The 26,469-nt window shown below is 38.2% G+C and carries 17 protein-coding genes; 6 read left to right on the forward strand and 11 right to left on the reverse strand.

Annotation, left to right across the window (positions count from 1 at the left end):
• The first annotated feature begins 284 nt into the window (after positions 1–284).
• Positions 285–1,307 (forward strand): LCP family protein, encoded by a 1,023-nt coding sequence (locus MHB53_RS13725; RefSeq protein ID WP_340919253.1) that lies wholly within the window; start codon positions 285–287, stop codon positions 1,305–1,307.
• Positions 1,308–1,431: 124 nt separating this feature from the next.
• On the opposite strand, the gene MHB53_RS13730 is transcribed toward MHB53_RS13725, so the two are convergent.
• The 4 genes from MHB53_RS13730 to MHB53_RS13745 all read right to left on the reverse strand — a co-directional run bounded on the left by MHB53_RS13730 (position 1,432) and on the right by MHB53_RS13745 (position 8,891).
• Positions 1,432–2,487, reverse strand: a complete 1,056-nt coding sequence (locus tag MHB53_RS13730) for a glycosyltransferase family 4 protein (RefSeq protein ID WP_340924713.1) — start codon at positions 2,485–2,487, stop codon at positions 1,432–1,434.
• A gap of 506 nt (positions 2,488–2,993) precedes the next feature.
• Positions 2,994–4,049, reverse strand: coding sequence for a glycosyltransferase family 4 protein (locus MHB53_RS13735; RefSeq protein ID WP_340919256.1), 1,056 nt, complete (start codon positions 4,047–4,049; stop codon positions 2,994–2,996).
• Positions 4,050–4,315: 266 nt separating this feature from the next.
• The gene (locus MHB53_RS13740) at positions 4,316–5,047 is read right to left on the reverse strand and encodes a WecB/TagA/CpsF family glycosyltransferase (RefSeq protein WP_340919259.1); all 732 of its coding nucleotides are present in this window, start codon (positions 5,045–5,047) and stop codon (positions 4,316–4,318) included.
• A 178-nt stretch (positions 5,048–5,225) separates the two neighbouring features.
• Positions 5,226–8,891 (reverse strand): S8 family serine peptidase, encoded by a 3,666-nt coding sequence (locus MHB53_RS13745; protein ID WP_340919260.1) that lies wholly within the window; start codon positions 8,889–8,891, stop codon positions 5,226–5,228.
• Positions 8,892–9,142: 251 nt separating this feature from the next.
• On the opposite strand from MHB53_RS13745, the gene MHB53_RS13750 reads away from it, so the two are divergent.
• Complete coding sequence (locus MHB53_RS13750) at positions 9,143–9,805, forward strand: hypothetical protein (RefSeq protein WP_340919262.1); 663 nt, start codon at positions 9,143–9,145, stop codon at positions 9,803–9,805.
• 21 nt (positions 9,806–9,826) lie between these two features.
• On the forward strand, positions 9,827–11,083 hold the full coding sequence (locus MHB53_RS13755; protein ID WP_340919265.1) for an efflux RND transporter periplasmic adaptor subunit: 1,257 nt from the start codon (positions 9,827–9,829) through the stop codon (positions 11,081–11,083).
• Positions 11,084–11,258: 175 nt separating this feature from the next.
• Here MHB53_RS13755 and MHB53_RS13760 read toward each other — a convergent pair whose 3' ends face one another.
• The 7 genes from MHB53_RS13760 to MHB53_RS13790 all read right to left on the reverse strand — a co-directional run bounded on the left by MHB53_RS13760 (position 11,259) and on the right by MHB53_RS13790 (position 20,008).
• Positions 11,259–11,720 carry a hypothetical protein gene (locus MHB53_RS13760; protein ID WP_340919268.1) on the reverse strand — a complete coding sequence of 154 codons (462 nt, stop codon included), beginning with the start codon at positions 11,718–11,720 and terminating at the stop codon, positions 11,259–11,261.
• 550 nt (positions 11,721–12,270) lie between these two features.
• A complete protein-coding gene (locus MHB53_RS13765; RefSeq protein ID WP_340919270.1) occupies positions 12,271–13,260 on the reverse strand; it encodes a nuclease-related domain-containing protein in 990 nt (329 codons plus the stop codon).
• 663 nt (positions 13,261–13,923) lie between these two features.
• The gene (locus MHB53_RS13770) at positions 13,924–15,615 is read right to left on the reverse strand and encodes a mechanosensitive ion channel (protein WP_340919272.1); all 1,692 of its coding nucleotides are present in this window, start codon (positions 15,613–15,615) and stop codon (positions 13,924–13,926) included.
• A 176-nt stretch (positions 15,616–15,791) separates the two neighbouring features.
• Positions 15,792–16,496 carry a glucosamine-6-phosphate deaminase gene (locus MHB53_RS13775; RefSeq protein WP_340919274.1) on the reverse strand — a complete coding sequence of 235 codons (705 nt, stop codon included), beginning with the start codon at positions 16,494–16,496 and terminating at the stop codon, positions 15,792–15,794.
• The gene (gene nagA, locus MHB53_RS13780) at positions 16,497–17,639 is read right to left on the reverse strand and encodes an N-acetylglucosamine-6-phosphate deacetylase (protein ID WP_340919276.1); all 1,143 of its coding nucleotides are present in this window, start codon (positions 17,637–17,639) and stop codon (positions 16,497–16,499) included.
• A 251-nt stretch (positions 17,640–17,890) separates the two neighbouring features.
• On the reverse strand, positions 17,891–18,976 hold the full coding sequence (locus MHB53_RS13785) for an NAD/NADP octopine/nopaline dehydrogenase family protein (protein WP_340919278.1): 1,086 nt from the start codon (positions 18,974–18,976) through the stop codon (positions 17,891–17,893).
• Positions 18,977–19,795: 819 nt separating this feature from the next.
• Positions 19,796–20,008 (reverse strand): hypothetical protein, encoded by a 213-nt coding sequence (locus tag MHB53_RS13790; RefSeq protein ID WP_340919281.1) that lies wholly within the window; start codon positions 20,006–20,008, stop codon positions 19,796–19,798.
• Positions 20,009–20,216: 208 nt separating this feature from the next.
• On the opposite strand from MHB53_RS13790, the gene MHB53_RS13795 reads away from it, so the two are divergent.
• The 3 genes from MHB53_RS13795 (at position 20,217) to MHB53_RS13805 (ending at position 25,980) form a co-directional block, all read left to right on the forward strand.
• Positions 20,217–21,302, forward strand: a complete 1,086-nt coding sequence (locus MHB53_RS13795; protein ID WP_340919284.1) for a peptidoglycan endopeptidase — start codon at positions 20,217–20,219, stop codon at positions 21,300–21,302.
• A gap of 282 nt (positions 21,303–21,584) precedes the next feature.
• Positions 21,585–23,177, forward strand: coding sequence for an SWIM zinc finger family protein (locus tag MHB53_RS13800; RefSeq protein ID WP_340919287.1), 1,593 nt, complete (start codon positions 21,585–21,587; stop codon positions 23,175–23,177).
• On the forward strand, positions 23,167–25,980 hold the full coding sequence (locus MHB53_RS13805; protein ID WP_340924715.1) for a DEAD/DEAH box helicase: 2,814 nt from the start codon (positions 23,167–23,169) through the stop codon (positions 25,978–25,980). The genes MHB53_RS13800 and MHB53_RS13805 overlap by 11 nt, the downstream gene beginning before the upstream one ends.
• Positions 25,981–26,469 lie beyond the last annotated feature (489 nt).

A 26,469-nucleotide genomic window follows, 5' to 3' on the forward strand; every position in this document is an offset into this window, starting at 1 on the left:
TCGCCTATATTCATAAACGTCATTTCTTCCTTTACTGCTTTGAAAAATAAGCGATTCTATTTAGCAAGATTTGCAATTTATTTCCCAGAAATTATGTGTACATTCAAATTGACATATTTTAGTGCACAATAAATTAATACTTGACTATGTTCTAGTCCTTACCATAATTGTAACCAAAATGTATTTTACGTTTACGACGAAACATAGTAATATATAGAATAGCCTAATTATTTTTCACGTTACTTGGCATGGCATTTAATAAATGATAAAGGAGTACTACCCTCATGGGACGACAACAATATACTAAAGTTAAAAGAAAAAAGAAAAACCGTGGTCGGATATTTTGGTTTATCATATTTCCGATATTACTTGTTGCCGGAATTGGCCTTAGCTATGGATCATACCTATTTAAAAAGGCAGAAACAATGATGGGTGATTCCTATTACGAGGATCGCGATGGAAAATCAGATCTTCGAGATAAAAAAGTAAATCCCAAAATAGATAATGTGTCGATTTTATTTATTGGCATTGACGAAAGTGCTAAGCGTAGCCAGGGTGACAATACTCGTTCAGATGCGCTTATGCTCGCTACTTTAAATGAAAAAGAAAAATCAGTAAAACTTGTGACAATCCCACGTGATTCTTATGTGTATATCCGCGAGGTTGGTTATTCGACAAAGATTAATCATGCACATAGCTTCGGCGGACCAAAAGCTACGATTGAAACGGTTGAAGATTTACTTGATATACCTGTTGATTATTATGTCCGCTTAGATTTTGAAGCATTCATGGAAATAGTGGACGCACTTGGGGGAATTAATATTGATGTTCCTTATGCATTTTCAGAACAAAACTCAAAGGATAAAGCAAACGCGATTTCTCTAGAGGCTGGCATGCAAAAATTAGACGGTGAAGAAGCGCTTGCGCTTGCACGTACGAGAAAGTTAGATAATGACATCGAACGCGGTAAACGGCAGCAAGAAATCATGAAAGCTATTTTGAAACAAGCAGCATCCACTACATCTGTACTGAAATATGGACAGGTTATCGATGCAATTGGGCCTAATATGCGAACAAATATGACTTTTGATGAAATCAAAGCATTTGTTGATTACGGCATTTCAGGAAATCTCAATATCGAAACATTGACTATTTCCGGAGATGACGCTTATATCCCAAATAGCAGTGGTAAGAATGTCTATTACTGGCAACTAAACGATGCTTCTCTCGAAGAACTTAAAGCAACACTAAAACAACATTTAGATGTTGCTTCGGGAATTGAAGAAACAAAAATGGCCACACCATAACAATGGTTGGGATACGGATTCCACACGATATCATGTGGAATGCCGTTGTGGTTTACATCGTGCGAGGCTAAAAAAAGCAAGAGGATGGCAATAAATGCCATCCTCTTGCTTTTTTCTTTATTATTTAGCGTTCATACCGTCCGGATGATCTTAACCTCATGAGTCTTAAGAGTGGTTTGTAATCTTTGCTAACCAGTCCGAATGATTCTACAAATAATTCGATGCCGACTAGCAATAAAAATACTACTAGTATTGAGCCCCAGATTGTTGCCATCGAAAAGATGATAGCGGACAAGCTAAACATGAATGCTACTGCGTAAACGATCAAAACAGCTTGACGATGTGTAAATCCTGCATTTAATAAAAAATGGTGAAAATGTTTTTTATCCGGTGCTGATATAGGTTGTTTATTAAAGCCTCGGCGGATGATCGCTAAAAATGTATCAGAGATTGGCACACCAAGTATAATAACCGGGATGACTAATGTAAAAAAAGTTACATTTTTAGATCCAAGCAATGCAAGGATTGCGATCATATAGCCGAGAAATAACGCACCTGTATCACCCATGAATATTTTAGCCGGATGAAAATTATAGAATAAAAATCCGAGCGTACTTCCTAGAACAAGTAGCGCGATTGTTAATACAAAGGTGTCACCTTGCAAAAACGCCATAATACTTATTGTAATTAAGGCAATAGATGAGACTCCCGCAGCAAGGCCATCTAATCCATCTATCAAATTAATGGCATTGGTGATTCCAACAATCCACAGAATCGTAAGTGGAACGCTTAAAAATCCGAAATTCAACACACCACCGAACGGTAGATGAATGAATTCTAAGGTAAAGCTGCCAATTACAGCTACTGTTGCCGCAAATAGTTGACCAATCAATTTATATCTAGCTGACAAGATGAATATATCGTCTAAAACTCCCGTTATCACGATAATTAGACTACCAATCATAATCGCCGGCATATGTGGATCATCCTGCCGTGAAACGAATAATCCTATCATGAAACTTATATAAATGGCTAGTCCACCAAGTATTGGTATATTTTTTTTATGAACTTTTCTATCATTAGGTTTATCTGTTATTTTCCATCTCAATGCCGCATTTTTAACTATAGGTGTTATGAATATAGAGGTAATAAAACAAAGAATTAAATATAAATATTCAATTGTGCAACCTCCTTTAGTATAAAATTAAGGTCCGATTTTACTCTCACTGGGTCGTTTAGCTACGGAGAGTATCTAATTAAAGAGACTGAACATCGGACGAGGATATTGATGTAAATTAGTTCTACGAGATAAAATTGTAGATCCTAGATAATATGTCTATTTTATAGTGCTATGTGTAGCTTAGATGACAATTCTATTTAAATGAAAAGAAATTAGTGAAGCTTGTTACTTATGGTTTATCCGCAAAGTTGGCCATTCTCGACAAAAGTTTAAGAATTCTTGCTGGGAATTCCTCTTTAATATGTCCGCTTAGATTTTGAAAACATTCATGGAAATAAGAGACACTTAAAGGGATCAATATGGATTTAACTATTTCTTTTTCAGTATAATGCAAACACTGCCTCTTTCATTGAACCTACAAGTTTAACATTTGCTTATCGCGTTATACCTAGACAAAAGCAAGAGGATGGCAATAAATGCCATCCTCTTGCTTTTGTCTTTATCATTTAGCGGTCATACCGTCCAGATGATCTTAACCTCATGAATCTTAAGAGCGGTTTGTAATCTTTACTAACCAGTCCGACTGATTCTACAAATAATTCAATGCCGACTAGTAAAAAGAGTACTACGAGTAGTGACCCCCAGATTGTTGCCATCGAAAAGATGACAGCGGATAAACTAAACATGATTGCTACAGCGTAAATGATCAAAACAGATTGACGATGCGTAAATCCTGCATCTAATAAAAAATGGTGAAAGTGCTTTTTATCCGGTGCTGCAATTGGTTGTTTATTAATTACTCGACGAATGATCGCAAAAAATGTATCAGATATTGGTACACCGAGTATAATAACTGGGATGACTAATGTAAAAAATGTTACATTTTTAAATCCAAGTAGTGCCAGGATTGCGATCATATAACCGAGAAATAAGGCACCTGTATCACCCATAAATATTTTGGCTGGATGAAAGTTATAGAATAAAAATCCGAGCGTACTTCCTAGAACGAGTAGCGCGATGGTTAATACAAATACGTCGCCTTGTAAAAAAGCCATGATACTTAATGTAATCAAAGCAATAGATGAGACTCCTGCTGCAAGACCATCAAGTCCATCGATCAAATTAATGGCATTGGTAATCCCAACTATCCAAAGGATCGTTAATGGAACGCTTAAGAATCCGAAATTCAATTCTCCACCGAACGGTAGATTAATAAATTCTAAGTTAAAGCCGCCAACAACAGCTACTGTCGCTGCAAATAGTTGACCTATTAATTTATATCTAGCTGATAAGGTGAATATATCGTCTAGAATTCCAGTAATTACGATGATCAGACTACCAATCATAATCGCAGGCATATGTGGATCATCCTGCCGTGAAACGAATAATCCAATCATAAAACTTATATAAATGGCTAGTCCGCCAAGTCTTGGCATAATTTTTGTATGAACTTTTCTATCATTAGGTTGATCTGTTATCTTCCATCTCAGTGCAGCTTTTTTAACTACAGGTGTTATGAGTATAGAGGCAACAAAACAAAGTATTAAATATAGATATTCCATTTTGCAACCTCCTTTAGTTTAAAAGATTAATAGAGCGCAATTTTCGTCTATCTACCATACTATACAATTATCAGTATGTTTTCAACTAAACTTCGGAACTTCCAATATAAAGTGAAACTTCAATCAGTGGGGTTTTCTATCAGCCCCACTGATTGTTAGTTGAACCAATCGGGCCTTTAAGGGCAGTTTATCCCCCACTTACTCTTCATTGCTTAAACTTGAATCCTTAAAGTGGGGGTTTTACTGCCCGTTAATCTGCGATAAATCTAGTTCTTTCTTTTCTTATCTCGCCAAACGCTTTTTACGAATAAAGGAATAGCAAGCATTCTTTTCCACCTCGATGGCTGCATCATTAGTCTATGTAACCATTCCAGATTTAATTTCCGCCATATCAATGGCGCACGTTTTGTTGTACCTGCTAAAATTTCAAAACTCCCGCCAACACCCATGAAAATGCCTTTTTCAAATGCATGATAATTATTTTGTATCCAATTCTCTTGTTTTGGAAAACCCAAGGCCACAAAAACAAGATCGGGATTTGCATGTTTGACCATTTCTCTTATCTTAGGATCATCTTCTTTAAAAAAACCATGATGGTAGCCACCAATGATTAAGTTAGGATAATCTCGTTTAACATTTTCTACTGTTTTTATAATTACTTCTTCCCTTGCTCCAAGAAAAAAAACAGTTCGTTTATCTTCATTAGCGATTCGGAGAAGATCCCTCATTAATTCTACTCCTGGCACTCTCTCAGGAAGAGGATTATTTAACATTTTCGCAGCAAATATAATTCCTGATCCATCTGCAATGATGTGATCGGCATTTTGCAATGTACGCATATAATTTGTATCACGTACGGCATGCATCACAATCTCAGGATTAGCAGTCACAATAAATGTTTTTTTATTTTCATTTATTTTATCGTGTATGGCTTCTATCGTGCCACTTTTTGTCCTATTATCAAACTCGACTCCAAGTATACTCACTTTTTCCGGCATTTTATTCTCCTATACTAGGATTATTTTTTCTGGTCCATTGATATCTTCGACTATACTTCCATACTATTAATTATAGCAAATTTAGACATACTTTTGTTCATTTCTTATTGGAAAAACCGGTACCCTAATAATCGGTACCGGTCTTTATCTTACCATTATTTATTATTTGTTTATATCCTTACTTTTTCTTATTTTTCTTCGTAATTGTGACCTTTTCTTCGGTTATATTTCCGCCAAGATCCACCGTTTTGAATAGAAATATATTTTTGCCTTCTTCCAGTTGTAGTTCAATATCAGAGACAGTTTTCTTAAAGCCATGCATGCCGTATGGCTCTGACAGTTCGTTTTTGAATACTTCGCTGTCGTTCACGTAGAGACGTATGTCATCGAAATTGTCTGTGATGTCTGCTGATAGAATTACGCTGTCCGTGTCCACTTTGTTTTTGGCGCCTTTGATTTTCATTTTAGCTTTAGTCGTATCAACGAAGTATCGTCGACCGATTTCTGTTTCGTTACCGGCCTGATCAATGGCTTTAATGTGATTGAAGTAATAACCATCTTTTTTGTGTTTGATTGTGATGTTAAAATCATACTGCTCTTCTTCGGCATTATAAACTAATTTTGCTTTCCTCCCATCAACTGTGACGGATTTGATGCCAGACTTATCTGTTACATAGCCTGAAAAAGCAACATTTTTCGTTGATTCTACGCCTAGAAATTCTGGAGTTAACAGGTGCAAGTCAGGAGCTGTAGTGTCTTTTCCTTCGCTCGCAGCTGCTTCGGTACTATTTCCAGCATAGTCTACTGCAACTACCGTCAATGTTTGTTCAGGTTCCAACTGATTTTTGAGTTGATGCTCTGTTTTTCCGGCAGTATTGGGCTGTTCGAGAATTGATTTACCGTCTATTAGGACATCCCAGTACGCCAGCCCGCTTCCTGTTTCCTCATCTTTCGCTTCAACACTCACCTTTTGCTTTTCCGCATCAAAGTTTGCATCTACCTCTGGTGCTGCCGTATCCAAGCGTACTGGAATGTAGAGTGACTGCCATTTAGCATTGGAAAAATCAATAACTGCTTCTACTTGTAAATAGTATTGACCATCTAGAGCTTGTTTTCCATTGACTTTCCCATCCCATGCGCGCGTTTCAGAAAGTGAATACATCGGTGCAAGACCGCCATCATAGTAATTTTTACGTACTTCCGTTTCTGTTGTTAGCGTGCGTACTACTTTTTGGTTCGCATCAAGGACGTTAAATTTCACTTCTTTCGCATTTCGCAGGAAGGAAAGGATCATGAGCGAGTCATCCTGTACACCATCTCCATTTGGAGAGAAGGCGATTTTTTCAGGATTTATTTCACCCGTGTCTAATTCTTCGCCTAAGAAACCATATTCATCCTCACCCAAGCTAGTTACAATTCCAGTCATTCCATAATACGATGTTGTATCCCACATTGGCTTGTCCAAAATTGGTGCTTTATCCCATTCCCCTTTGAAACCAACATATGGAACAGCTAGCTGTGGATTCCTATCTGTCGGATCGGTCAATGTGACGAAACCTTCTAGCCAATAGCCATTTGTGAATGTAGATGCAAGTGTTGCGTCCACTGCGCTGACATCTACTATTACAGTGATTTTTTCTTTTCCGTTAGCTGGGACTTCTATTAAGCTCTCTTTTTCACCATTAACGGTTACAGCATCTCCTAAATCCAATGCTCCGAATAGATTCGGTGCAGCTAGCATGTCAGAACCGTTTTGCACAAATTGATCTGTCTGCGCATTTGCTTTTACATCATAAGTAACTGCTTCATTAGATAGATTCTCTGCTGTTAATTCAAATGTGACTTTATTATCCGTTACTTGTTTTAAAGCTACCTTCGCTTCGTTTGTTTTTGATTCTGTTACAATGACAGGCGTTGATAGTGCTGCATGCAACTGCATCATCCCTGCTCCTTGTCGGCGGGGCGACACTTTCGCACCATCAAATTCAACCTGTTTTGCCGTGTTCATCATCAAGTTTTTCGCACGTAATATACGGTCCGCATTCTCAAGTCCAAATGCTTCATCAACACGTTGTAATACGAGAGCACCACCGCCTGATACGTGAGGTGCAGCCATTGATGTTCCACTCATTAATCCGTATTTATCATTATTTAGCGTTGATAGAATTTGCCCGCCTGGCGCTGTGATTTCTGGTTTGAAATCCAAATTTGGCGTAAGTCCCCAAGATGTAAAGTCGCTCATTTTTCCTGCATTCGGATTATCAATTGTCGCCGATTCTCCGCTAAATGTGAGCGAAACAGCTTGCGCATTTTTCAAAGCGGCAGCAAGTTTTTCCCCATCGTTTTTGAGCATGAACAATTGTGGTATGTCAATATCATCTTCTGTCGCCATGTTGACGATTCCATCGGCATTATTATAAATGATGACGCCATTAGCGCCAGCATCTTGTGCGTTGAATGCCTTTTCTGTAAAAGCAATTTCGCCTCGCTGTACGAGTGCATACTTTCCTTTTACATCTTGTTCATCCATTTCTTCAGGTGTACCAAATCCGACTTCCACTACATCAAATGTTTTTTTCACTTGATCGTTAGGATGTGTTTTTCCTGCAGACAAGAATGCCGCTGTTCCGCTTTTGTCTGCAATGGAATATGCAAGCGCGTCTACATCCATAAATGTATTTTCAAATGAAGCCACTTGCAGTGAATCATAGGAAACCCCCGGGGTCCCGCTTACTCCGTAGTCCGGATTGGATGCGAGTGGATAATAGAATCCGTCAGCGAACAATGCTGAGTTCCCTGCAGAAATCGACATGAGTACTCCATTTTCCACCGCCCGTTTGATTGCCCTTTGTTCGGGTGACTCAGGGTCAACGAAACTTGACGGGGAACCAAGACTTAAATTAAGTACATCTACACCCAGCTTAATCGCATCATCGATTGCTTTTACATAAATATCACCGAATGTCGTTGGCATTTCTGGATCGTTCCCAAATACTTTCAGTGCAAGAAGCTGCGTTTCTGGTGCAATCCCTTGAATTCCGCCATTTTCCTCATCACCATTAGCTCCCACTGTACCAGCCACGTGCATGCCATGCATGGACGCTTCTGCATAGATGTCTCGGACTTCATCATTCTCATCCATATAATTATAGCCATATGGCACCTTTTCCGTGTAAAACTTACCAGGCAGGTCATAATCCTTCACTGCTTGATTGACAGTTTTTTGTGTAAATTCAGCTTTTGAATGGTCCGTCAATGTCATGTCACGATGATTGTAATCAATACCCGTGTCGATGATTCCGACCACCATACCTTCTCCTTTATAACCATAATCACGCCAAGATTCTTGTGCCTCTACCAGTTCTTTGCTGTATTTCATATCCGGCTTTATGACAGGACGCTCGTATTCATTTACAATATGTACAGATTTTACTTCAGGGATCTTTTTAATCAGCTCTATATCACCATGCTTTACTTCAGCACTAAAACCGTTGACAACAGCTGTAAATTCTTTTAAAATCTTTGCTTCAATTTTATTCTCCTTCATATTGTCCTTTACTACTTTTTGTTGCACTTTTACATTAGATTCTAGTTGTTGCTTTTGAACTTTTCCGAGTTTCTTGAATTGGACACCCTGTTTATTCGAAATTTCAATCGGAGCTTCTGCCTTTAATTCAATGATGACCCTTTGTTCTTTGTTGGGATCTTCCGTTTGCTTCAACCCTTTTGAAACGGGCTTTTCTTTTTTCTGTACTTGTTTCGGCATTGTTTCGCCCATCGCAGATGCAAGACTTCCAAATGCCAAAAGAAACACTAGTAGAAAGGCAACACTTCGTTTTAACATGATTTTCCTCCTCATTCTAATGAAAAAGATCCTAAATTATTTCAGAAAACGAAATATTCAGATGTTTTTATAATAGTCAGTATTTTATTAGTAAGCCAGTCCTAATTGTCTTAGTCTTATAGTCATATTGAAAAAAATGGCAAAAAATGCGATATTATTTTTGAACTTTAGGATTATTAAGTATTTATAGCTTTATTGTTGAATAATGCGATAGAATAATAGATGTGAATTGTAAAGTAGGTGATACGTCGATGATCTATCAAATTAGGATATTAAAGGGATTATTTAACCCAATAAGAAGTTTTTTTCAATTGGAAAAAGCGGAAGCAATATATGGTTTGCGAATGAAGATCTTTTGGCTTTTTCTAGTAAGCGCTTTGGTCTTTGCTATCAGCGGTTGGATCGGAGTCGGAACGCATGTGATCTCACCCCAACTTGTAAAGTTAACAGCTGTGCAGTATGAAGGTTTGAAAAGTTATTTTGTCGTAGGTCGCTTTCTGTTAGGACTGCTTTATGCGGGGGTTATTTTATACCTGCCTCCCCTTTTGTTTGGGCCGTTGACTAATACAAGTTATTCCAAACTTGTAGTGATGCAAGCGTTTGTTTTACCAATTTTATTGATGGAGCAAGTGACATTTATATTATTAGCGATTGGGTTAGACCTGCCTTGGTACTCTTCTCCCCTGTCGCTTGGAGTGATTGCACAATACATAACAGTGAAAAAATATATCATATTCCTCTTGGGCTGTGTATCGATATTCAAATTATGGGTGATTGCTGTTCAATACAGAGGATTACGCATGCTAACAACCAGTTCCCCGCGTGCAATTGCAGCAATGGTTATTTCCTTTCAGCTGGTTTTTTGGTCAATTTCAGCATTTTTTGCCTATGTGAACTTCTATATTATTTTATAAAATGAAACGTGGTGAATGTTTGTGAAGCGGAGATGGATGCGGGCGCTTGGAACGACATCTATAATAGTTTTCATCGGTCTCAATATATTTTTTATTGAAAAAGAAAATAGCCGTGCAGATCGATTAAATTTTGTGTCGAATTGGACACGTGTAGTGGCGGGAGATGTCATCGAAACAACACCTGTTGAAGGTGTGATTACCCCGGCAGAAAAACACCCGATTTTTATCGACCCACATACTGAATTCAGCCGATTCTTAGTCGAAAAAGGCGCTAGGGTGGAAAGCGGTACACCGTTATTTGAGTATGCCAGCGATAATTTAGAGCAACAAAAGACACTGCTTGATACGGAAATTTCTAGCTTAATTGCGTCGAAAAATAGTATTGATGCTTTTATACGGAGTTTGGAAGGGATAAAATATGCATTACCATCTCCTGTGACAAGATCCTTTTTTACGGCAGAAGAAGCGACTGATGCGGCCAGCCGCGCAGATCAAGAAGCGATATCAACAAGGGTACTTTCCGTCTCTATAGATCAAGCGATTGCTGAAAAAGAATTGGAAAAGGACAAAATCGATCTGGACATCAAAAAATATGAGGATCAGCGACAAACCATTGAAAGTGGTAGAAGCGGATTAACTGTGTTGAGTTCACATGCGGGCATTGTCGAGGATATTTCTTTCGCCCTGGATAATCCAGTGATTACTATCGTTTCGGATACATCGGTGATGGAAGGTAGAATGACAGAGGAACAAATGCAAGTCGTCGAAGAAGGCATGAAAGCGGATATTACCTCGAACTTGTTCACTGGGAAGATTATTGGAGAAATAAACAAACTTGAAACGTTGCCAATTGATCGTCCCGAGATAGATAAGGAGAGTTTATATCGTTTTACGGCTGAGCTTGGCGAACATGACGAGAAACTTAACATTGGCTACCACGTCGATGCGAAGATCATCACGGCTGAAGCAATCGATGTCCCTGTCTTTGACAAGAAAAGCACGTTTAAAGATGGGGAAATAATGCATGTATGGATGTTAAACGATCAAGGTTTCGCCGAAATGCGTGTCATTAATCCAGGATTAAAAGTTGGGAAGCGCCTAGAGGTGAAAAGCGGTGTGAAGCTAGAAGACTTTTATGTATTAGATCAACAGGAGGTCCATTCCCAAGCACCTTTCATCACACCATTTAAAGTGAACAAGCTTAAGAAAACTGCATGGAGTGAAACAAGGTTTAAGAAGATTTTAAAATATGTTCTAATTGGTGTTTTACAGCGTTGATTTAGGTTAGGTGAGAAATGGAAAGGAATGATCCCGATATTATGTTGGGTCATTCCTTTTTGATATTACTAGTTCTTTGCACTGGAGTATGGATAGCTTACTTTGATTTAGAAATAAGGAAGACGGAATATTGAAATAGTTGCTGGAGATTATTATTTATGGGTGCTACTTAGTGCTACTCTTTTTCATCATCGTAGTTTTCTAGTAGGTGTTTATCAGAGATGTGATGAGGATGTTTTCCTAGTGTTGCAAGACTTTTCGCTTGATTGCCGGTTCTAATTCCAAATGAGGAAAGGATTATTTGCGCTAATTCTCCTGGAATTGGTTCTGAATCTTTATAATACGGCTGGACAGTGAAATGCCATTTTTTTAAATCAACTTGGATGCTTTGATGCCATATCCTTTGCCCATACTTCACCTTAACAATAATATCTGTAAAAATACTTAGTGGAATACTAATAACTGCAGGTGATGCACATTTAACCGACGAGCTGTTATTGTAACCAATCCGAATGGGAACCCTCTTAAGTAAAATAGTCCTATCCTCTGCTAATTCGCCATTACAAATTAACGAATACTTCCTGCTTTTACCACTACCATCCGACAAAATACTTTTTATCTCAACATAAAGATTCAATAAAACCCCTCCTCATATAGGTCCAACATCTCTATTATAGTAAAATATACCCATATTTGTAAATATATATTTATTGTACAGGTTAGTATTTTTGTTACTATCTGATATGAAACGAGAATGGAGGGGGGCTATTTTATGAGAGGTTTTGAGACTGAAAACTTCACAGTAACAGTGATTTTACACTCGAGAAACGGGGTTTTGATATGATGATGGCTGAGAGCTCTGCCTTCATTCGTCAAATTTACTCTTAAAGGCATATTATACGGGGTTTTTAGGATTTGGTGTGGATTTATGAGCCACTCGGGTGGTTTTCTGGCTACTCGGGGAGTTTATTAGCCACTCAACTGGATTTACTGGCCGCTCGGGAGGTTTATAAGCCACTCAACTGATTTACTGACCACTCGGGAGGTTTATTAGCCACTCAACTGGATTTACTGGCCACTCGCGGTTTATTAGCCACTCAACTGGATTTACTGGCCACTCGCGGTTTATTAGCCACTCAACTGATTTGCTGGCCACTTGAGTAGTTAGCAGCTGTTGATGGTGGGTTTTAAAGAGGTCTAATCATTTTTTGTAATTCCGATAATGATAGTATATATGATCGATTTTTATTTTCTCCAGAGCCTGGTAAATTCAATGATCGCAATAATTTCGAAGTGATGGATACGGAAGAAAGCTGGAGAAAGTTTTTACATTGGCTATTAGTGATCGTTGAACCTATCAGTAATCGGTAATCTATTAATGCCTGAATATGTGCATTTTTACTCAAATGTCCACATTTGGCACACTTCCAATTACGCTGCCGTTTTTTAACGGTTAGACAACAACATTTTTCACAGGATATTCCATTCATAATCTCGTCTTTATCTATCTGAAATTGTCCTACGATATCCGGATCAGAAGGAATATGAGATTTTATTAGTTGACGAGAAAACTTCTGCAGCTCTTTATTCTCAATCAACTCTTTCTCATGCCCACTATAAAACCCACTTACCCTCTGCCTAATCGCAGCTGGACGAATCACTTTTTGAGCAACAGCACGATAATCTGGATTTGGTTTAATAATGGAAGAGCTGTTAGTCATAACAACAAATGAATTATTTGGTAGAGGGAATTTTGAGTGGTTTTTTAATAAATTTCCGAAGTGATATTGCTGATTTTCCACCTGCTGAATAGGATTCGGAAAAGAGTCTTCCTTTTCATCGATCGTACGAATCATCTGATTTTGATCTATAAATATAGTACCAGCAATATTCTTTTCCTCTAAAATTAGAAAGCTTCGTTGTGATAGGAGTAGGAGATCGATTTGAAAGTAGACTTCTTTTGAGAGTGGCAAGCGAAGATCTTGGAAAATAAGATGTTGTTTACTAGGAATTTGAGCCACATGATAATCTAGTGCCTGTTCACCGCGATATCCCGCGTATTTTCTCGCTAATTCCTCTTCAATCTTACTTCTACGTACAGGATTTGCCTTTAGCCGACGCAATAACGCCTCCAACTTAAGAATCCCTATCGGAAATGACCTCGTTTTCTTCTTCAATTTATCTCACCTCGTTTATATGATTATATATGGTTTCTACATTTCTCATAAAAACCCTTTAAAAGTGAAGAAACTTTCCTATTTTTGAAAGACGATCCTGTATTATATATTATTTCAGGAGAAAATCGTCGAGGAACACCGTTCGACATCTTGGATTGTTTGTTATTAGTGAAGTTCTTGGTGATTTAATGAGGTTTATTAGCCACTCACTTGAGGATACTGGCCACTCAGACTTTTTATGAGCCACTCGCTTGGGTTTACTGGCAACTCAGACTTTTTGTAAGCCACTCGCTTGAGCTTACTGGCCACTCAGACTTTTTATGAGCCACTCACTCAAGGTTACTGGCCACTCAGACTTTTATGAGCCACTCACTTGAACTTACTGATCACTCAGACTTTTTATGAGCCACTCGCTTGGATTTACTGGCCACTCAAATTTTATAAGCCACTCGCTCAAGGTTACTGGCTACTCAGATTTTTTATAAGCCACTCGCTTGAGCTTACTGGCCACTCAGAACTTTTATGAGCCACTCGCTCGGATTTACTGGCCACTCACCCATATTTTTAGTGATTGTTAACTACATTTATACTTGGAATCAATAAAGAAGCTGCACTTCATCAGTATTGAACTGATTTAGTAGCAGCTTCTTTATCTATGTCACCTTATTGATTTGGTGGTGTGAAGTCTTCGGGTCCATAGTTGTTTTCACCGATGTTTGGTTCAGTGTTTGGTTTGATGTTTGTTTTGATGTTTGTTTTGATGTTTGGTTCAACGTATGGATTGTTATTTTCTGATGGTGTTTTTTTCGATGTATCTACTTCTGTTTGTTCAATTGTTTTGTCTAGTTTGGCTAGGTAGTTTTTTGCAAAATCTTTTCCTCCTAGACCGAATGCAAGGCCGAATGCCAAGGCCAATCCACCTAGAATCAATGTGAATGCTGAGGTAACGATTGTTGCTGCTACTCCTAGTTGATCTAGTGCCATGAACAGTGACAATGCGATGATTGCATATTTTGCGACTGCTGTGATGAGCTTAAAGCTCGGCCCTGTTAAAATATTTGATAATACTTTTTCGATAATATTGGCGATGATTAGACCAAGTGCCAATATGATTACGGCCGCTAATACATTTGGCAAGTATGCTGTGATAGCTGTCAGCATTGTAACAAGGAAATCAAGTTTGACAAGTCTCAACGCTTCGATCGTTAAGAAAAAGACGATGAGAATTTGCGCGATCGATCCGACAACTTCAGACATACGCACGCTGCCGGAGTTCAGTTTCCAATTTCCTAGTGAAATATTACGTGTCATTGAGTCAAATCCAACTCGTTGCAGTAGTCCAGACACAATTTGGTGTGCCCATTTTCCGAGCCATATGCTTACTATAATTAATAATACTGCAATAATAATATTCGGGATCATCGTCATTATGTCATTTAGCATACTGACAGCCGGATCCGTTATTGCGCGGATTTGAAGCTGGTCTATGGCTGAAATGACGATCGGAATCATAATTAATACGAAAACAACCGTTCCGATAATTGACGATAGTGATGAATCGCCCAGCATTTTTTGTAATCCGAAACGTTGAGCAAATTTCTCTGTACCAATTGTTTTTAATAAACCTGTCACAAGATCACGGATAATTTTCGCTACGAACCACCCTACGAATAGAATGAGAGCGGCTGCTAATAACTTCGGAATAAAGGCAAGAATATTATCAAGCATATTTCCGAATGGTCCAGAGACGCCGTTAATACTTAACGCACTCAGTACTCCAGGGATGAAGAGCAGCATCACTAGGTAAAAGACGATATTACCAGCTGTTTGTAGAAATTTTTCTCCTTCTGCTCCAGATTCAGCAACTTTCATTTTTTCTAAGTAATTTTGGAAGTGGACTTTCTTTCCACCTTTGATGATCAACATTCTTAACACAGTGGCAATTACATATGCAAAAAGAAGAATTAGTCCTGCTTTTAAAACTGCTGGGATAAAACCGAGTAATGTTCCAAACATACCTAAAAACGGTGATGCAATCGCGCCTAAGTTACTTAATTGGAAGAATAAGATGAAGACGAAAACTAAAATAATATAATAAATAATTTTTCCAATTAGTTCATTTGTATCTAATGGTTTTCCTTTTGATGGTTCCCCATCAACCGGTGGTACGTGTATGGAATGACGCTTTCCACCAAATAGTTTATCATCCCATTTTGTTTTTCTTAATAATTTTTCGACCCCTTTACCAATTGCTTTTGCAACAATCCAGCCAATTACCAATACAATTAAAGCCCAAAGTAAACTTGGTAGTTTCGCTGTATATGTCGAAACCCATCCATAATCTGAAAATGGCATATGTATAACTCCTCCTATTTATCATTTCTTCCTTTCCTATTCCTGTTCAAGGTCCCTTTTAAACCTTTTTTTGGTTCTGAGTAGTTTTCGAATGTTGTTTTTTGTAGAAAGACGCAAAAAGACGCTTTCTGAAAGATTCAGAAAGCGTCCTTATTATCCTTTTTCGAAAAAACTAATTACAGCTGACTTGCTGCCGCTTCATCGATGATGATCGTTACTTTTGCATGATTTTGGAGAATGGATGCTGGGCATTCTTCAGAGACTGGACCATTCACCATTTGTTTTACAGCCTCTGCTTTTGCTTCACCAAAAGCAAGTAATACGATCTCTTTTGCTGCCATAATTGATGCAATTCCCATTGAGATTGCGTGTGTTGGTACGTCTTCTACTTTTTCGAAGTTACGTTTATTTGACTCGATCGTAGACTCTGTTAATTCCACTACATGTGTCTTAGAGTCAAAAGATGTTCCTGGTTCGTTGAATCCGATATGCGCATTCGTTCCTAAGCCAAGAACTTGTAAATCTATTGGATGATCTGCCAAAATCGCTTCGTATCGTGCACATTCTTCTTCTAAGTTTGCAGCAACGCCATTTGGCAAGTTCGTTTCCTTGAACTTCACTTGATCAAAAAGCTCTGCTTTCATAAAATAATCATAACTTTGATCGTCACTAGGTGCGAGTCCTACGTATTCATCCAAATTCACTGTTGTAACATCTGAAACGTCTAAATTTGCACCACGCATTTTTTCATAAAGCTTAAGTGGCGTACTACCAGTAGCAAGTCCAAGGGTTTTAATATACCCATTTTCCAGACCAGCTTTCATCAATTCAAGTGCTTTTTCTGCTGCTTCTTCTTGATTTTTCACTACAATAATATTCATTTATTTTTCCTCCGTTTTTCCAAGTCGATACGTTTTCTCTACTTCAAAGTGCTCATTCATAATGATAAAATCTGCATCTTTTCCTGAAGTAATGAATCCTTTGTGATCTAAACCAAATTCTCTTGCCTGGTTGCCAGATGTCATTTGTACCGCCTCACCAACAGAACAGCCTGTAAATGTCATGATATTTCTAAATGCTTCATCCATTTTCAGTACGCTTCCTGCAAGTGTGTTATCTTCCAAACGGGCTTGGCCATCTTTCACCCACACTTTTTGTCCGCCAAGCTCATATTCACCATCTTTCATCCCTTTCGCCCTCATCGCATCAGAAATCAAAACAATTCCTTTCGCACCTTTCATACGATAAGCCAAATCAATCATATCAGGCGTAATATGAATGCCGTCCGCAATGATCTCTACTTGCAAGCCTTCTGTCAATAAAGCATGACCTGCAACGCCGGCTTCTCTGTGATGAAGTCCACGCATGCCATTATACAAATGTGTTGCATGAGAAGCTTTACTTTTTATCAACTCTTCCCTTACTGCATCTGAATGTCCGACAGATGGGACTATTCCACGCTCAAGCATCACTTCTTCAAATTCTGCGGCACCGGGTCTTTCCGGTGCATATGTAACTAATTTAATCAACTCTCCAGATGCTTCATGCCATTTTAAAAATTGTGCAATATCTGGATCTTTTATATATTCATGCGGCTGCGCACCAGCACGTTTTTCTGAAATATATGGACCTTCCAAATGTACGCCCTCAATGGATGCACCTTTCTCTTGTGCCACTTTCACTGATTTTAGAGCAGCTTCAATCGCATTTGGCTCCTGTGTCATTGTCGTTGCAAAAAAAGATGTCACACCTTCGTTTAGTAACTTTTCACTTAAAAATGTTAGATTGTCTGGATCCGCGTCCATTGCATCAATCCCGTGACCACCATGAATGTGAACATCGATCATCCCAGGTATGACGATCTTCCCTGCTGCATCGATTACTTCCTCATCTTGTTCTTTTTTATAAAATTTCATATCGCCCACTTCGGCAATTTTTTCAGAAAAACGAATAAAACCATCCTTGATAGGTTCTTCTGACTCCCCTGTATAAATAGTAGAGTTAATAAGCACTTTTTTCTTCAAAAATAATTCACCTCTTCTGGCAGTAATGGCATTTTTCTATAAGTGTTCACCATCTTTTATTATAATTGTACTTTATGTACATGACAAATAATCTATTTACGTTTTTACAAATATACGTGTGAAATCTATTAGCAGATTCTTTCTTTATTGATTGTCTATTATTCAGCCCTAAAATAATTCCTATTAAAAAAATCCCCGAATCCATATGGAATCAGGGATGTCCTAATCTTATCGGTAACATTGTTCATGGATTACAAACTTGGAACTGCATTCCGTTGAGCCATGATGATCGCTAAATTTTCTTTTCCAAGTTGTTCTACAGTTCTAGCGTTTTTCCTGAAGTCTATGTTCAAGGCAGAAGATGCAATGTTAATCAGCCCTGTGCAGGTAGGTGTTTTAACATCTAACATCTGTCCCAATGATTCCAGTAATACCAAACCTTCTGGGACATCTTCAGTTATAAATCTGGAATCCGCTTCAAACGGGCCTTCTGGAGAGCTATTCTTGGCATAATCGAGAAAAGCTTGTTTACTATCTATGCTTAGGTCTTTGGAGTTACGGAATCGACAGGCATCCACATAAGAAAGTCTTTCCGCACCCACCTTTTCAAGTACATCCATTTTCTCGCCGTCAAGACTGTCAACAATATTCCACACTTGGGGTGTAAATACTTCTTTATACATCCAGTATTCTCCAACAGTGTATTCAATTCTAGGCATACTCATAATGCCACCAATGGTATGAACAATAAGATTCGGATTATGAAGCGCTGCTTCTATGACTGTTTCGAGGTAAATAAAGTTATATTGGAGTTCATCCAATTTGTTTTGGATATTAGCTTTGTCTTTTTCTGTAAAAATGGCCACTGGATTTCTTGAGTTTCTATATAAAACCTTTACTTTTCCAGGTGCAATGATTCTACAATCGATAGGGGAACTTTGCGCCTCAACAATTGTAAAATTCATATACTTTTTATGTTTTAAGAAATAAGCTGTCGATAAATAACCAGGTTCAAGCAATACTATCTGATCATCCGTTATGAAAGGTAATATACTTCTAATCACTTGTTCATGATAATTCGTTTGGACATAAATGATGATTATTTCTGCACCTGTTATCGCTTTTTTGATATCAGTCGTCACTTCATCTATCTTTACTGAAGTTTCATTAGCATCTTCCAATAAAGTGATTTCACCATTATTTTCTTTCAGATACTCAAAATGTTCGTTATGCAGTCCCTTCGATGTTTTCAATAACTTTACGAAGTGACCTTTTTCTTTTAAATCTGCTGCTATCGTCGTTCCACCGTGCCCGGCTCCTACAATTGTAATTTTCATATTGTCTCCTCTTAAAGATTTGATAATAAACACGTAATTTCCACCTGTTTACTTCATCCAACAGTTCGTGCTTTTCATCATTCCTTCATTGACTAACTAGTGCTTAGCTTCTCAATCATCAATCGCCATACTTGGACTGACGCGCTCAGTCAAGCTACATGGTGGTAGTCACAGGGATCCGGCTTTACAAAGAACAAACAACAAATTACAATCTTCTGATTATTTAACGCAAAAATCACTATCGCCCTTGTCTTAAAGATTTTTTCTCCCAAACATCACCAACCTTTTAATTACCATTAATTACATTTTAAGGAAACTAAACGCGAACTGTATTCAAGCCATCTGCTTATGAAAGCGACTGACCATTTCTAAGGAATTACTTACACAGTGAAGTTTAAATTATTTTTTCTTGATTTGTGGTTTTAAAGTCAGTCGTTCCGTTTAGCTCACTAATCGATAATGTCCTTATTTAGACCAAGTTTGGTAATCTTAACTCCCCATACCCTATCCGTTAAAATTTCGTAGTAACTACTTATGTCCACTTTTTTTCACACTTTTCGATAAAGTAATTGTTAAAATCAAATACCTCTTACAACGCGCTTGGATATTCGATCGATCACTCGTTGTAGTTCTATCCGATCTACATTCATGCCGATCCCCAAATAATTGTTGTTCCTTATATCATAGCACATGAGGTAAGAAAACATATTGTGATGCTGCAGTGCGCGCCAATTTTACACCTTTTCTTAAATGTATAGGAAGAAATTCTAGAGCAATCAAAACCATTCAGACTTGACCCTCCATATTTATAACCAACATCTATGCATTTCTTACTTTTCCTGACGATGGCAGTGCCACATATCTTTTTGCAGCACTTGCTGGGCCTGGTTGTACAAGCACAATTGATAACATAAAAATTGCGATGATAGCTAGTAAACTTCCTTTTACGATTGACACGATCTCTGTTTCCCCATAATCTATTATTTTAATATTTACAATTCTAGTAAATATATGTGGGGTTGTTTTTTTCATTTATGTAACAATTTTCATGTAAAAATTGTATTTTCTACACTTATTCTCACTAAATTCATGGTATTTTCAGACTAATTGGCACAAAAATGGAATTATAAGGATTTTATATTAAACTATTGTTACATTTTACCTGTAATTCCATGTTTATCTGATAGATTATGATAATATCAGTAATATAAATGGGATTTTAGGGAGGTTCATTATTTTTATGCGTAAAAAGTTTGCTGGAGCAGCTACTGCTGTAATCATCGCATCATCTTTCGCTGGGGTAGCATCAGCTTCGACACATGAGGTAAAAAGTGGCGATTCATTATGGAAGATAGCTTCAAAATATAATACTAGTGTTTCACAGGTAAAAGCCTTAAATAATCTTTCAAGTGATTTAATTTATCCAAAACAAGTATTATTTGTTAATGAGTCCACTTCTGATAAAGCCTCGGATAACAAACAAGAATCCAATCCGGTACAGAATACAAAGCCGGTTACTTCAAATACATATAAAATCGTCTCTGGTGATAATCTAAGTAAAATTGCTGCTAGACATAATATTTCTTTAGCTAATTTGAGGAAGTGGAATAATCTTACTTCTGACTTGATTTTTCCGGGACAAGTATTAAAAGTATCATCGGCAGGAGGCAGTGATTCACAACAATCGACTGCTCCAAATGTCGAAAATAAGCCAACAACTCCTGATCAAACAAACAAACCACAAACAAGCGGGAAAGCTTATAAGGTTGTTTCGGGGGATACATTGGGACAGATTGCTAGAAAGTTTGGAACTTCTGTTGGGAACATTAAAAAGTGGAACAATCTTTCATCTGACTTGATACTAGTTGGACAAACACTAAACCTAAATGCGAATGCATCTACACCTACAGTAGATAAAAAACCGTCTCAATCTATTGCAAAACCTAATACTCCATCAGCAAGCCAGGAAGCTGCTAATATCGTTCAAATAGCAAAAAGTCTAACTGGAACAAAATACGTGTGGGGCGGATCAACAACAGCAGGATTTGATTGTAGTGGCTTTATTTACTATGTATTAAACAAAAGCGGTCAGAATGTAAGTAGATTAAGTACAGATGGATATTTCAACCGCACTTATTATGTCAATACACCTGAAGTTGGGGATATGGTATTTTTCGAAAATACATATAAACGAGGTATTTCCCATATGGGGTTCTATGTTGGTAATAATCAATTTATCCATGCAGGTTCAGATGGGGTAGAAATTTCGAGCTTAAGTAACTCCTATTGGAAAAGCAAATTCAACGGCTATAAAAAGTTCTATTAAATATTTAAATGCTCAAAAGGACATATTAAAACGTACTCGTTTTAATATGTCCTTTTTTATGATGCATCAACCACAATAGAACATAGTATACCTAGCCAGTGCTCATAATCTCCTTCTTCGATTCCTCAAATTAATCTATATTCCAATCTAAATTTTAGTGATATGCAAGGTGTTTGCACCTTTCTTCTGTTGTCTTTATTGCCTCCAAAATATTTCATTTGCTCCTGATAGTGACATTCCATACTAAATAGCGCTATAATAATGTTTTGGAGGTTTTTAAATATGTATAACAGACAATTGTTAGACCACATAAAATTATATAGCGAAGAACTCCAGAGCATCCTTGATCCACGAACAGATGCACATCAAAAACTTGTGCAAAAAGGGATGATCCTCTTTCGTCAACAGCTTGTTTATGGTGTGAAATTTTCCAATGGTAAGGTTGAAGCAAAAGTGAGAGATGTTACGCCGGTTAAGGTTGAACTTGTGTTTGAAAACATGGTTGATAGTACTTGTACTTGTCCAACACCTAACATCTGCAAACATCAAATTGCTTTATTTTTCAATGTACTTAGCCGAACCCAAAGCATCTTTTTATGGATGCAAGAATGGAAAGATCGCTGGCAAGTGAATGATGTGTTATCCACATTGCAACGTGGCTCGGATTTACTAAAGACGGAACAATCCTATGATGAAACAGGCCCCGAGCAATGGCTAACACGCATCCGTGAGGCCTACCATCATGTTTCCGAGAAAAACTTTTATCAACTAGAAGATTGGGCACGTGTTTGCTATCGTCGGTTACTTGGATTTGCACCTGTAGAACGTGAATGGAAGCCCCTCTTCCAGTTGTTTGCAGCGTATGAATCTTTAAAAGTAATTAACGCTATGAGCAATGAGCCGGGAAAACATCGACATGTTAGTGCTTTCATCCAACAAATGCTGGAAGAAGCAGAAGAAGCATTAACAAAATTAGCAACAACTGCTTCACCTTTTGCTTTTGATGAATATTTTCATTATTTACGTGAAAAAAGTGCGACATTATTAGAGGAAGAAACAATGTTTTCAACTGAATTCACTGATATGTATATGAAGCTGTGGACTTTCTTGTTTAAAAATAAACGAGATCGGCTCACTGAACAAGAGCGACTGCACAAGCTCTCAGCTTCAAACAATGATTCCCGAATTGAAATTGCTGCCATACATCTTGCCATTTTACTTGAAAATGACGAATGGGCTTTAGACCATATTTCACAATTAGGTCCGGACATAGCACCTTTCGCATTGCGTTGGTTAAAACTGCTACAGGCGGAACGTTCGAAAAAAAGAATGACTGTCTATTTACCCGCTTTTATTACGCAAATAATTGCTTATATCTCCACTTTATCTAGAAATTATGAGCAAGCACAGTTTACTCGCTCCTTATTTCAAGTATTAGATAGTGATACAGCGATGAAATTAGACCCTAGCTTATTAGAAAAAATTTATATTCAGCTTCTACCACATAGTCGCTTTCAATACATTGCCTATTTACTCGACAAGCAGGAGTTCAGAAAATGGGTTGAACTACAAGTGTTTACAGATAATAATCTTGAATATATTGATCGTCATACAGTTGATATTGTCGCTAAGCATGACCCTGGTGCTTTACGCCCTCTTTATCATGAAACGATTACAGGGCTTCTTAAACATCGCAGTCGAGATTCTTATAAGAAGGCTGTCCGCTATTTAAAAAGACTGCAAAAGCTGTATAAAAAAGAAAAGAAAATGCCACAATGGGAACTGTATTTTGCCGAGCTACAGCGGAGAACAAAGCGCCTCCGTGCATTTCAAGAAGAATGCAGGAAAGGAAAGTTAATCAATGATGAATCTTGATATATTTAACCTCCATATTATTCCTTTATCTACAGGAGAATTTATCTTATACGTTCTTGATGACCATTCTAACCTGATTGAACCAGCGGAGTGGAAACCTCAGCTTTTTCTATGGCATGAAGAAAGTTTTCACGGTGCTTTTATTGAAGAAACTCCCCTCCCATTAGACGGCGGAACTGGAATTCAAGTTGATAGCTATACACTGCTGACGCTATTAGGTCACGAAAACTTCAGCTCTCTCATCGATTGGAATTGGTGTGAACCTGGCGATGCGCTGCTTGCTGTCGCATCTCCCATGCTGGAGGCCATTCAAGAAGGAAAATGGCTCCCAATATTTACGGATGACACGGAAGAAGCTTTTCTTTGGAAGGTACCTGACATTGTTTGGGATGAATTTGCACCATCCTTTTGGAGCCAACCATTTCATAAGGACACGATGAAAGAATTCGTCTCGACATTTTATCACAATGCATTGTCATCCCATTTACAACAAGGAATGGAAGGCGAAACGCTTACGGAAAAGCTAAAAATGTTAAAAGAAAGTCCTCTCACTGCTGCTGAACTAGAAAGTTACTTTGATGAAGCACGCTGGAGCGAATGGACAGAGATGTCAGAAAACAATCTTCCTTTTTCTATTGGTCTTCGGTTAACTGAGCCTGATGAAGATGATCAACCTTGGATATTAGAAACGGTGTTACGTGATTTGAAAAAGCCAGACAAAGTCCATACTTTAACCAAATTGCCAAAACGCTGGGATTCCTATTTACCAATGATTGAAGCAGAGCAAGAACGTTGGCAAAGATTATTCCCTTGGCTTAAAACAGATAATGGATTGACACATGAATTAGACGAACCTTCCGCTTGGGATTTCCTCACAGATGCGAGTGGAAAATTGATCGCACTTGGATTTGAAATTTTATTACCTTCATGGTGGGAAGCAATGCGCGAGGCCAATATGGCTGTGAAGGCTAGAGTAAAACAATCAGGTACTAATTATCGGCCTTCATTTGTCGGGCTGAATGCCATGCTCGATTTTGATTGGCGTCTTTCGATGAATGGAACGGATTTTTCTGAAGATGAATTTCAAGAGCTTGTGGATGATCAGCGCAGGTTGATTAAAATTCGCGGTCGTTGGGTAAAGCTTGATCCAAAAATGATTGCCCATATTCAAGGATTAATGCAACAAGCAAAAAAAGAAGGTTTACGTGTTCAAGATATCTTTTCACTTGGTCTCGAAGAAGACGAACAATCTATCGAAGAGGATCTCTTTGATCCGCGCGCTTTTGCACAAGTGAAGATAGAACTAAATCAGTCGCTGAAAAAGATGCTTCGTCAGTTAAATGGTATTACAGAAATTCCTGAAACTCCTGTTCCAAAAGAGTTAGTTGGAGAACTTCGACCATACCAACAGCTTGGTTTAAACTGGCTTGCTTTCTTGCGACAGTTCGGTTTCGGTGCCTGCTTGGCTGATGATATGGGACTTGGAAAAACCATTCAGCTTATCGCATATCTTTTACATGTTAAAAAGATCAATCCGAAAAAAGCTCCTGCATTAATTATTTGTCCAACTTCTGTGCTTGGAAATTGGCAACGTGAACTTGAACGCTTCGCCCCCGATTTAAACGTAGTTTTACATTACGGTAGTACTAGACCAAAAGGCGACGACTTTTCCAAAACGGTTCAAAAAGCAGATGTTGTATTAACTAGCTTTGGACTCACACATCTTGATTTTGATGAGTTCGATTCTATTGATTGGAGTACTATTGCTCTTGATGAAGCCCAAAATATCAAAAATGCCGAAACGAAACAATCAAGAGCGATTCGCAAACTCAAAGGGCAGCACCATATTGCCTTGACCGGGACGCCAATGGAAAATCGTCTTTCCGAACTTTGGTCGCTTTTTGACTTTATTAATCATGGCTATTTAGGTACTTTCGGGCAATTTCAAAAAAAATATATCGCCTCTATTGAAAAAGATAGCGATGAAGCAAAGATTCGCGAATTACAGCAATTGATTAAACCATTTTTGCTAAGAAGAACGAAGAAAGATCCCGAAGTGGAATTAAACTTACCAGATAAGCTGGAGCAGAAGGAATATTGCTCCTTAACTGCTGAACAGGCTGCTTTATATGAAGATCTGGTTCAAGATACTTTCAGTAAAATAGAAACACTATCCTCTTTCGAGAGGAAGGGATTAATATTACAAATGTTGAATAAGTTAAAACAATTATGTAATCATCCTGCGCTTTATTTAAAAGAAGAAGGACCTAGCGATGTGGAGATGCGCTCAAATAAAATGGGGACATTAATCGAGCTTGCTGATTCAATCATGGAAGCTGGAGAAGGTTGTATCATTTTCACGCAATATCTCGGAATGGGCGAAATGATCCGCACCGTTTTACAAGAACGCTTTGACATTCAGGTACCTTTTTTAAATGGGAGCATGCCAAAAGCACAGCGAGATAATTATGTCGCCCGTTTTCAAAACGGCGAATTCCCATTCTTCCTGCTCTCACTAAAAGCAGGCGGTACTGGACTGAATTTAACTGCTGCAAACCATGTTATACATTACGACCGTTGGTGGAATCCTGCCGTTGAAAACCAAGCAACAGACCGTGCATACCGAATCGGACAAAATCGCTTTGTACACGTTCATAAATTTATTTCAACAGGCACACTTGAAGAAAAAATTGATTTAATGCTAGAGAAAAAACAGTCACTAAATGACGAGATCATTAAAAGTGATCAATGGGTTACTGAACTCTCAAACGATGAGCTACACAGCCTGCTCGCTCTTGCATAGGTAGAAAGAGCATCCCCGCAATGAAGCAGGTGTTACCGGGCTTATTTTTAGTCACTCAGTGGATTTGCTAGCCACTCATCTGATTTACTGGCCGCTCAGCTAATTTACTGGCCAATCAGCGGATTTACTGGCTGCTCAGCAGATTTACTGGCCACTCAGCAGATTCACTGGCCGCTCAGCGGATTTACTGGCTGTTCAGCTAATTTACTGGCCGGTCAGCGGATTTACTGGCTGCTCAGTGGATTTACTGGCCGCTCAGCAGATTTACTGGCCACTCAGCAGATTTACTGGCCGCTCAGTGGATTTACTGGCCGCTCAGCGGATTTACTGGCTGCTCAGCTAATTTACTGGCCACTCAGCAGATTTACTGGCCGCTCAGTTAATTTACTGGCCAATCAGCGGATTTGCTAGCCACTCAGATATTTACTGGCCAAACAGCGGATTTACTGGCTATTTCAAATCAATAACATCCACAATTTATTGGAAGGG

Source organism: Bacillus sp. FSL K6-3431 (assembly GCF_038002605.1).
Taxonomy (GTDB): domain Bacteria; phylum Bacillota; class Bacilli; order Bacillales; family Bacillaceae_C; genus Lederbergia.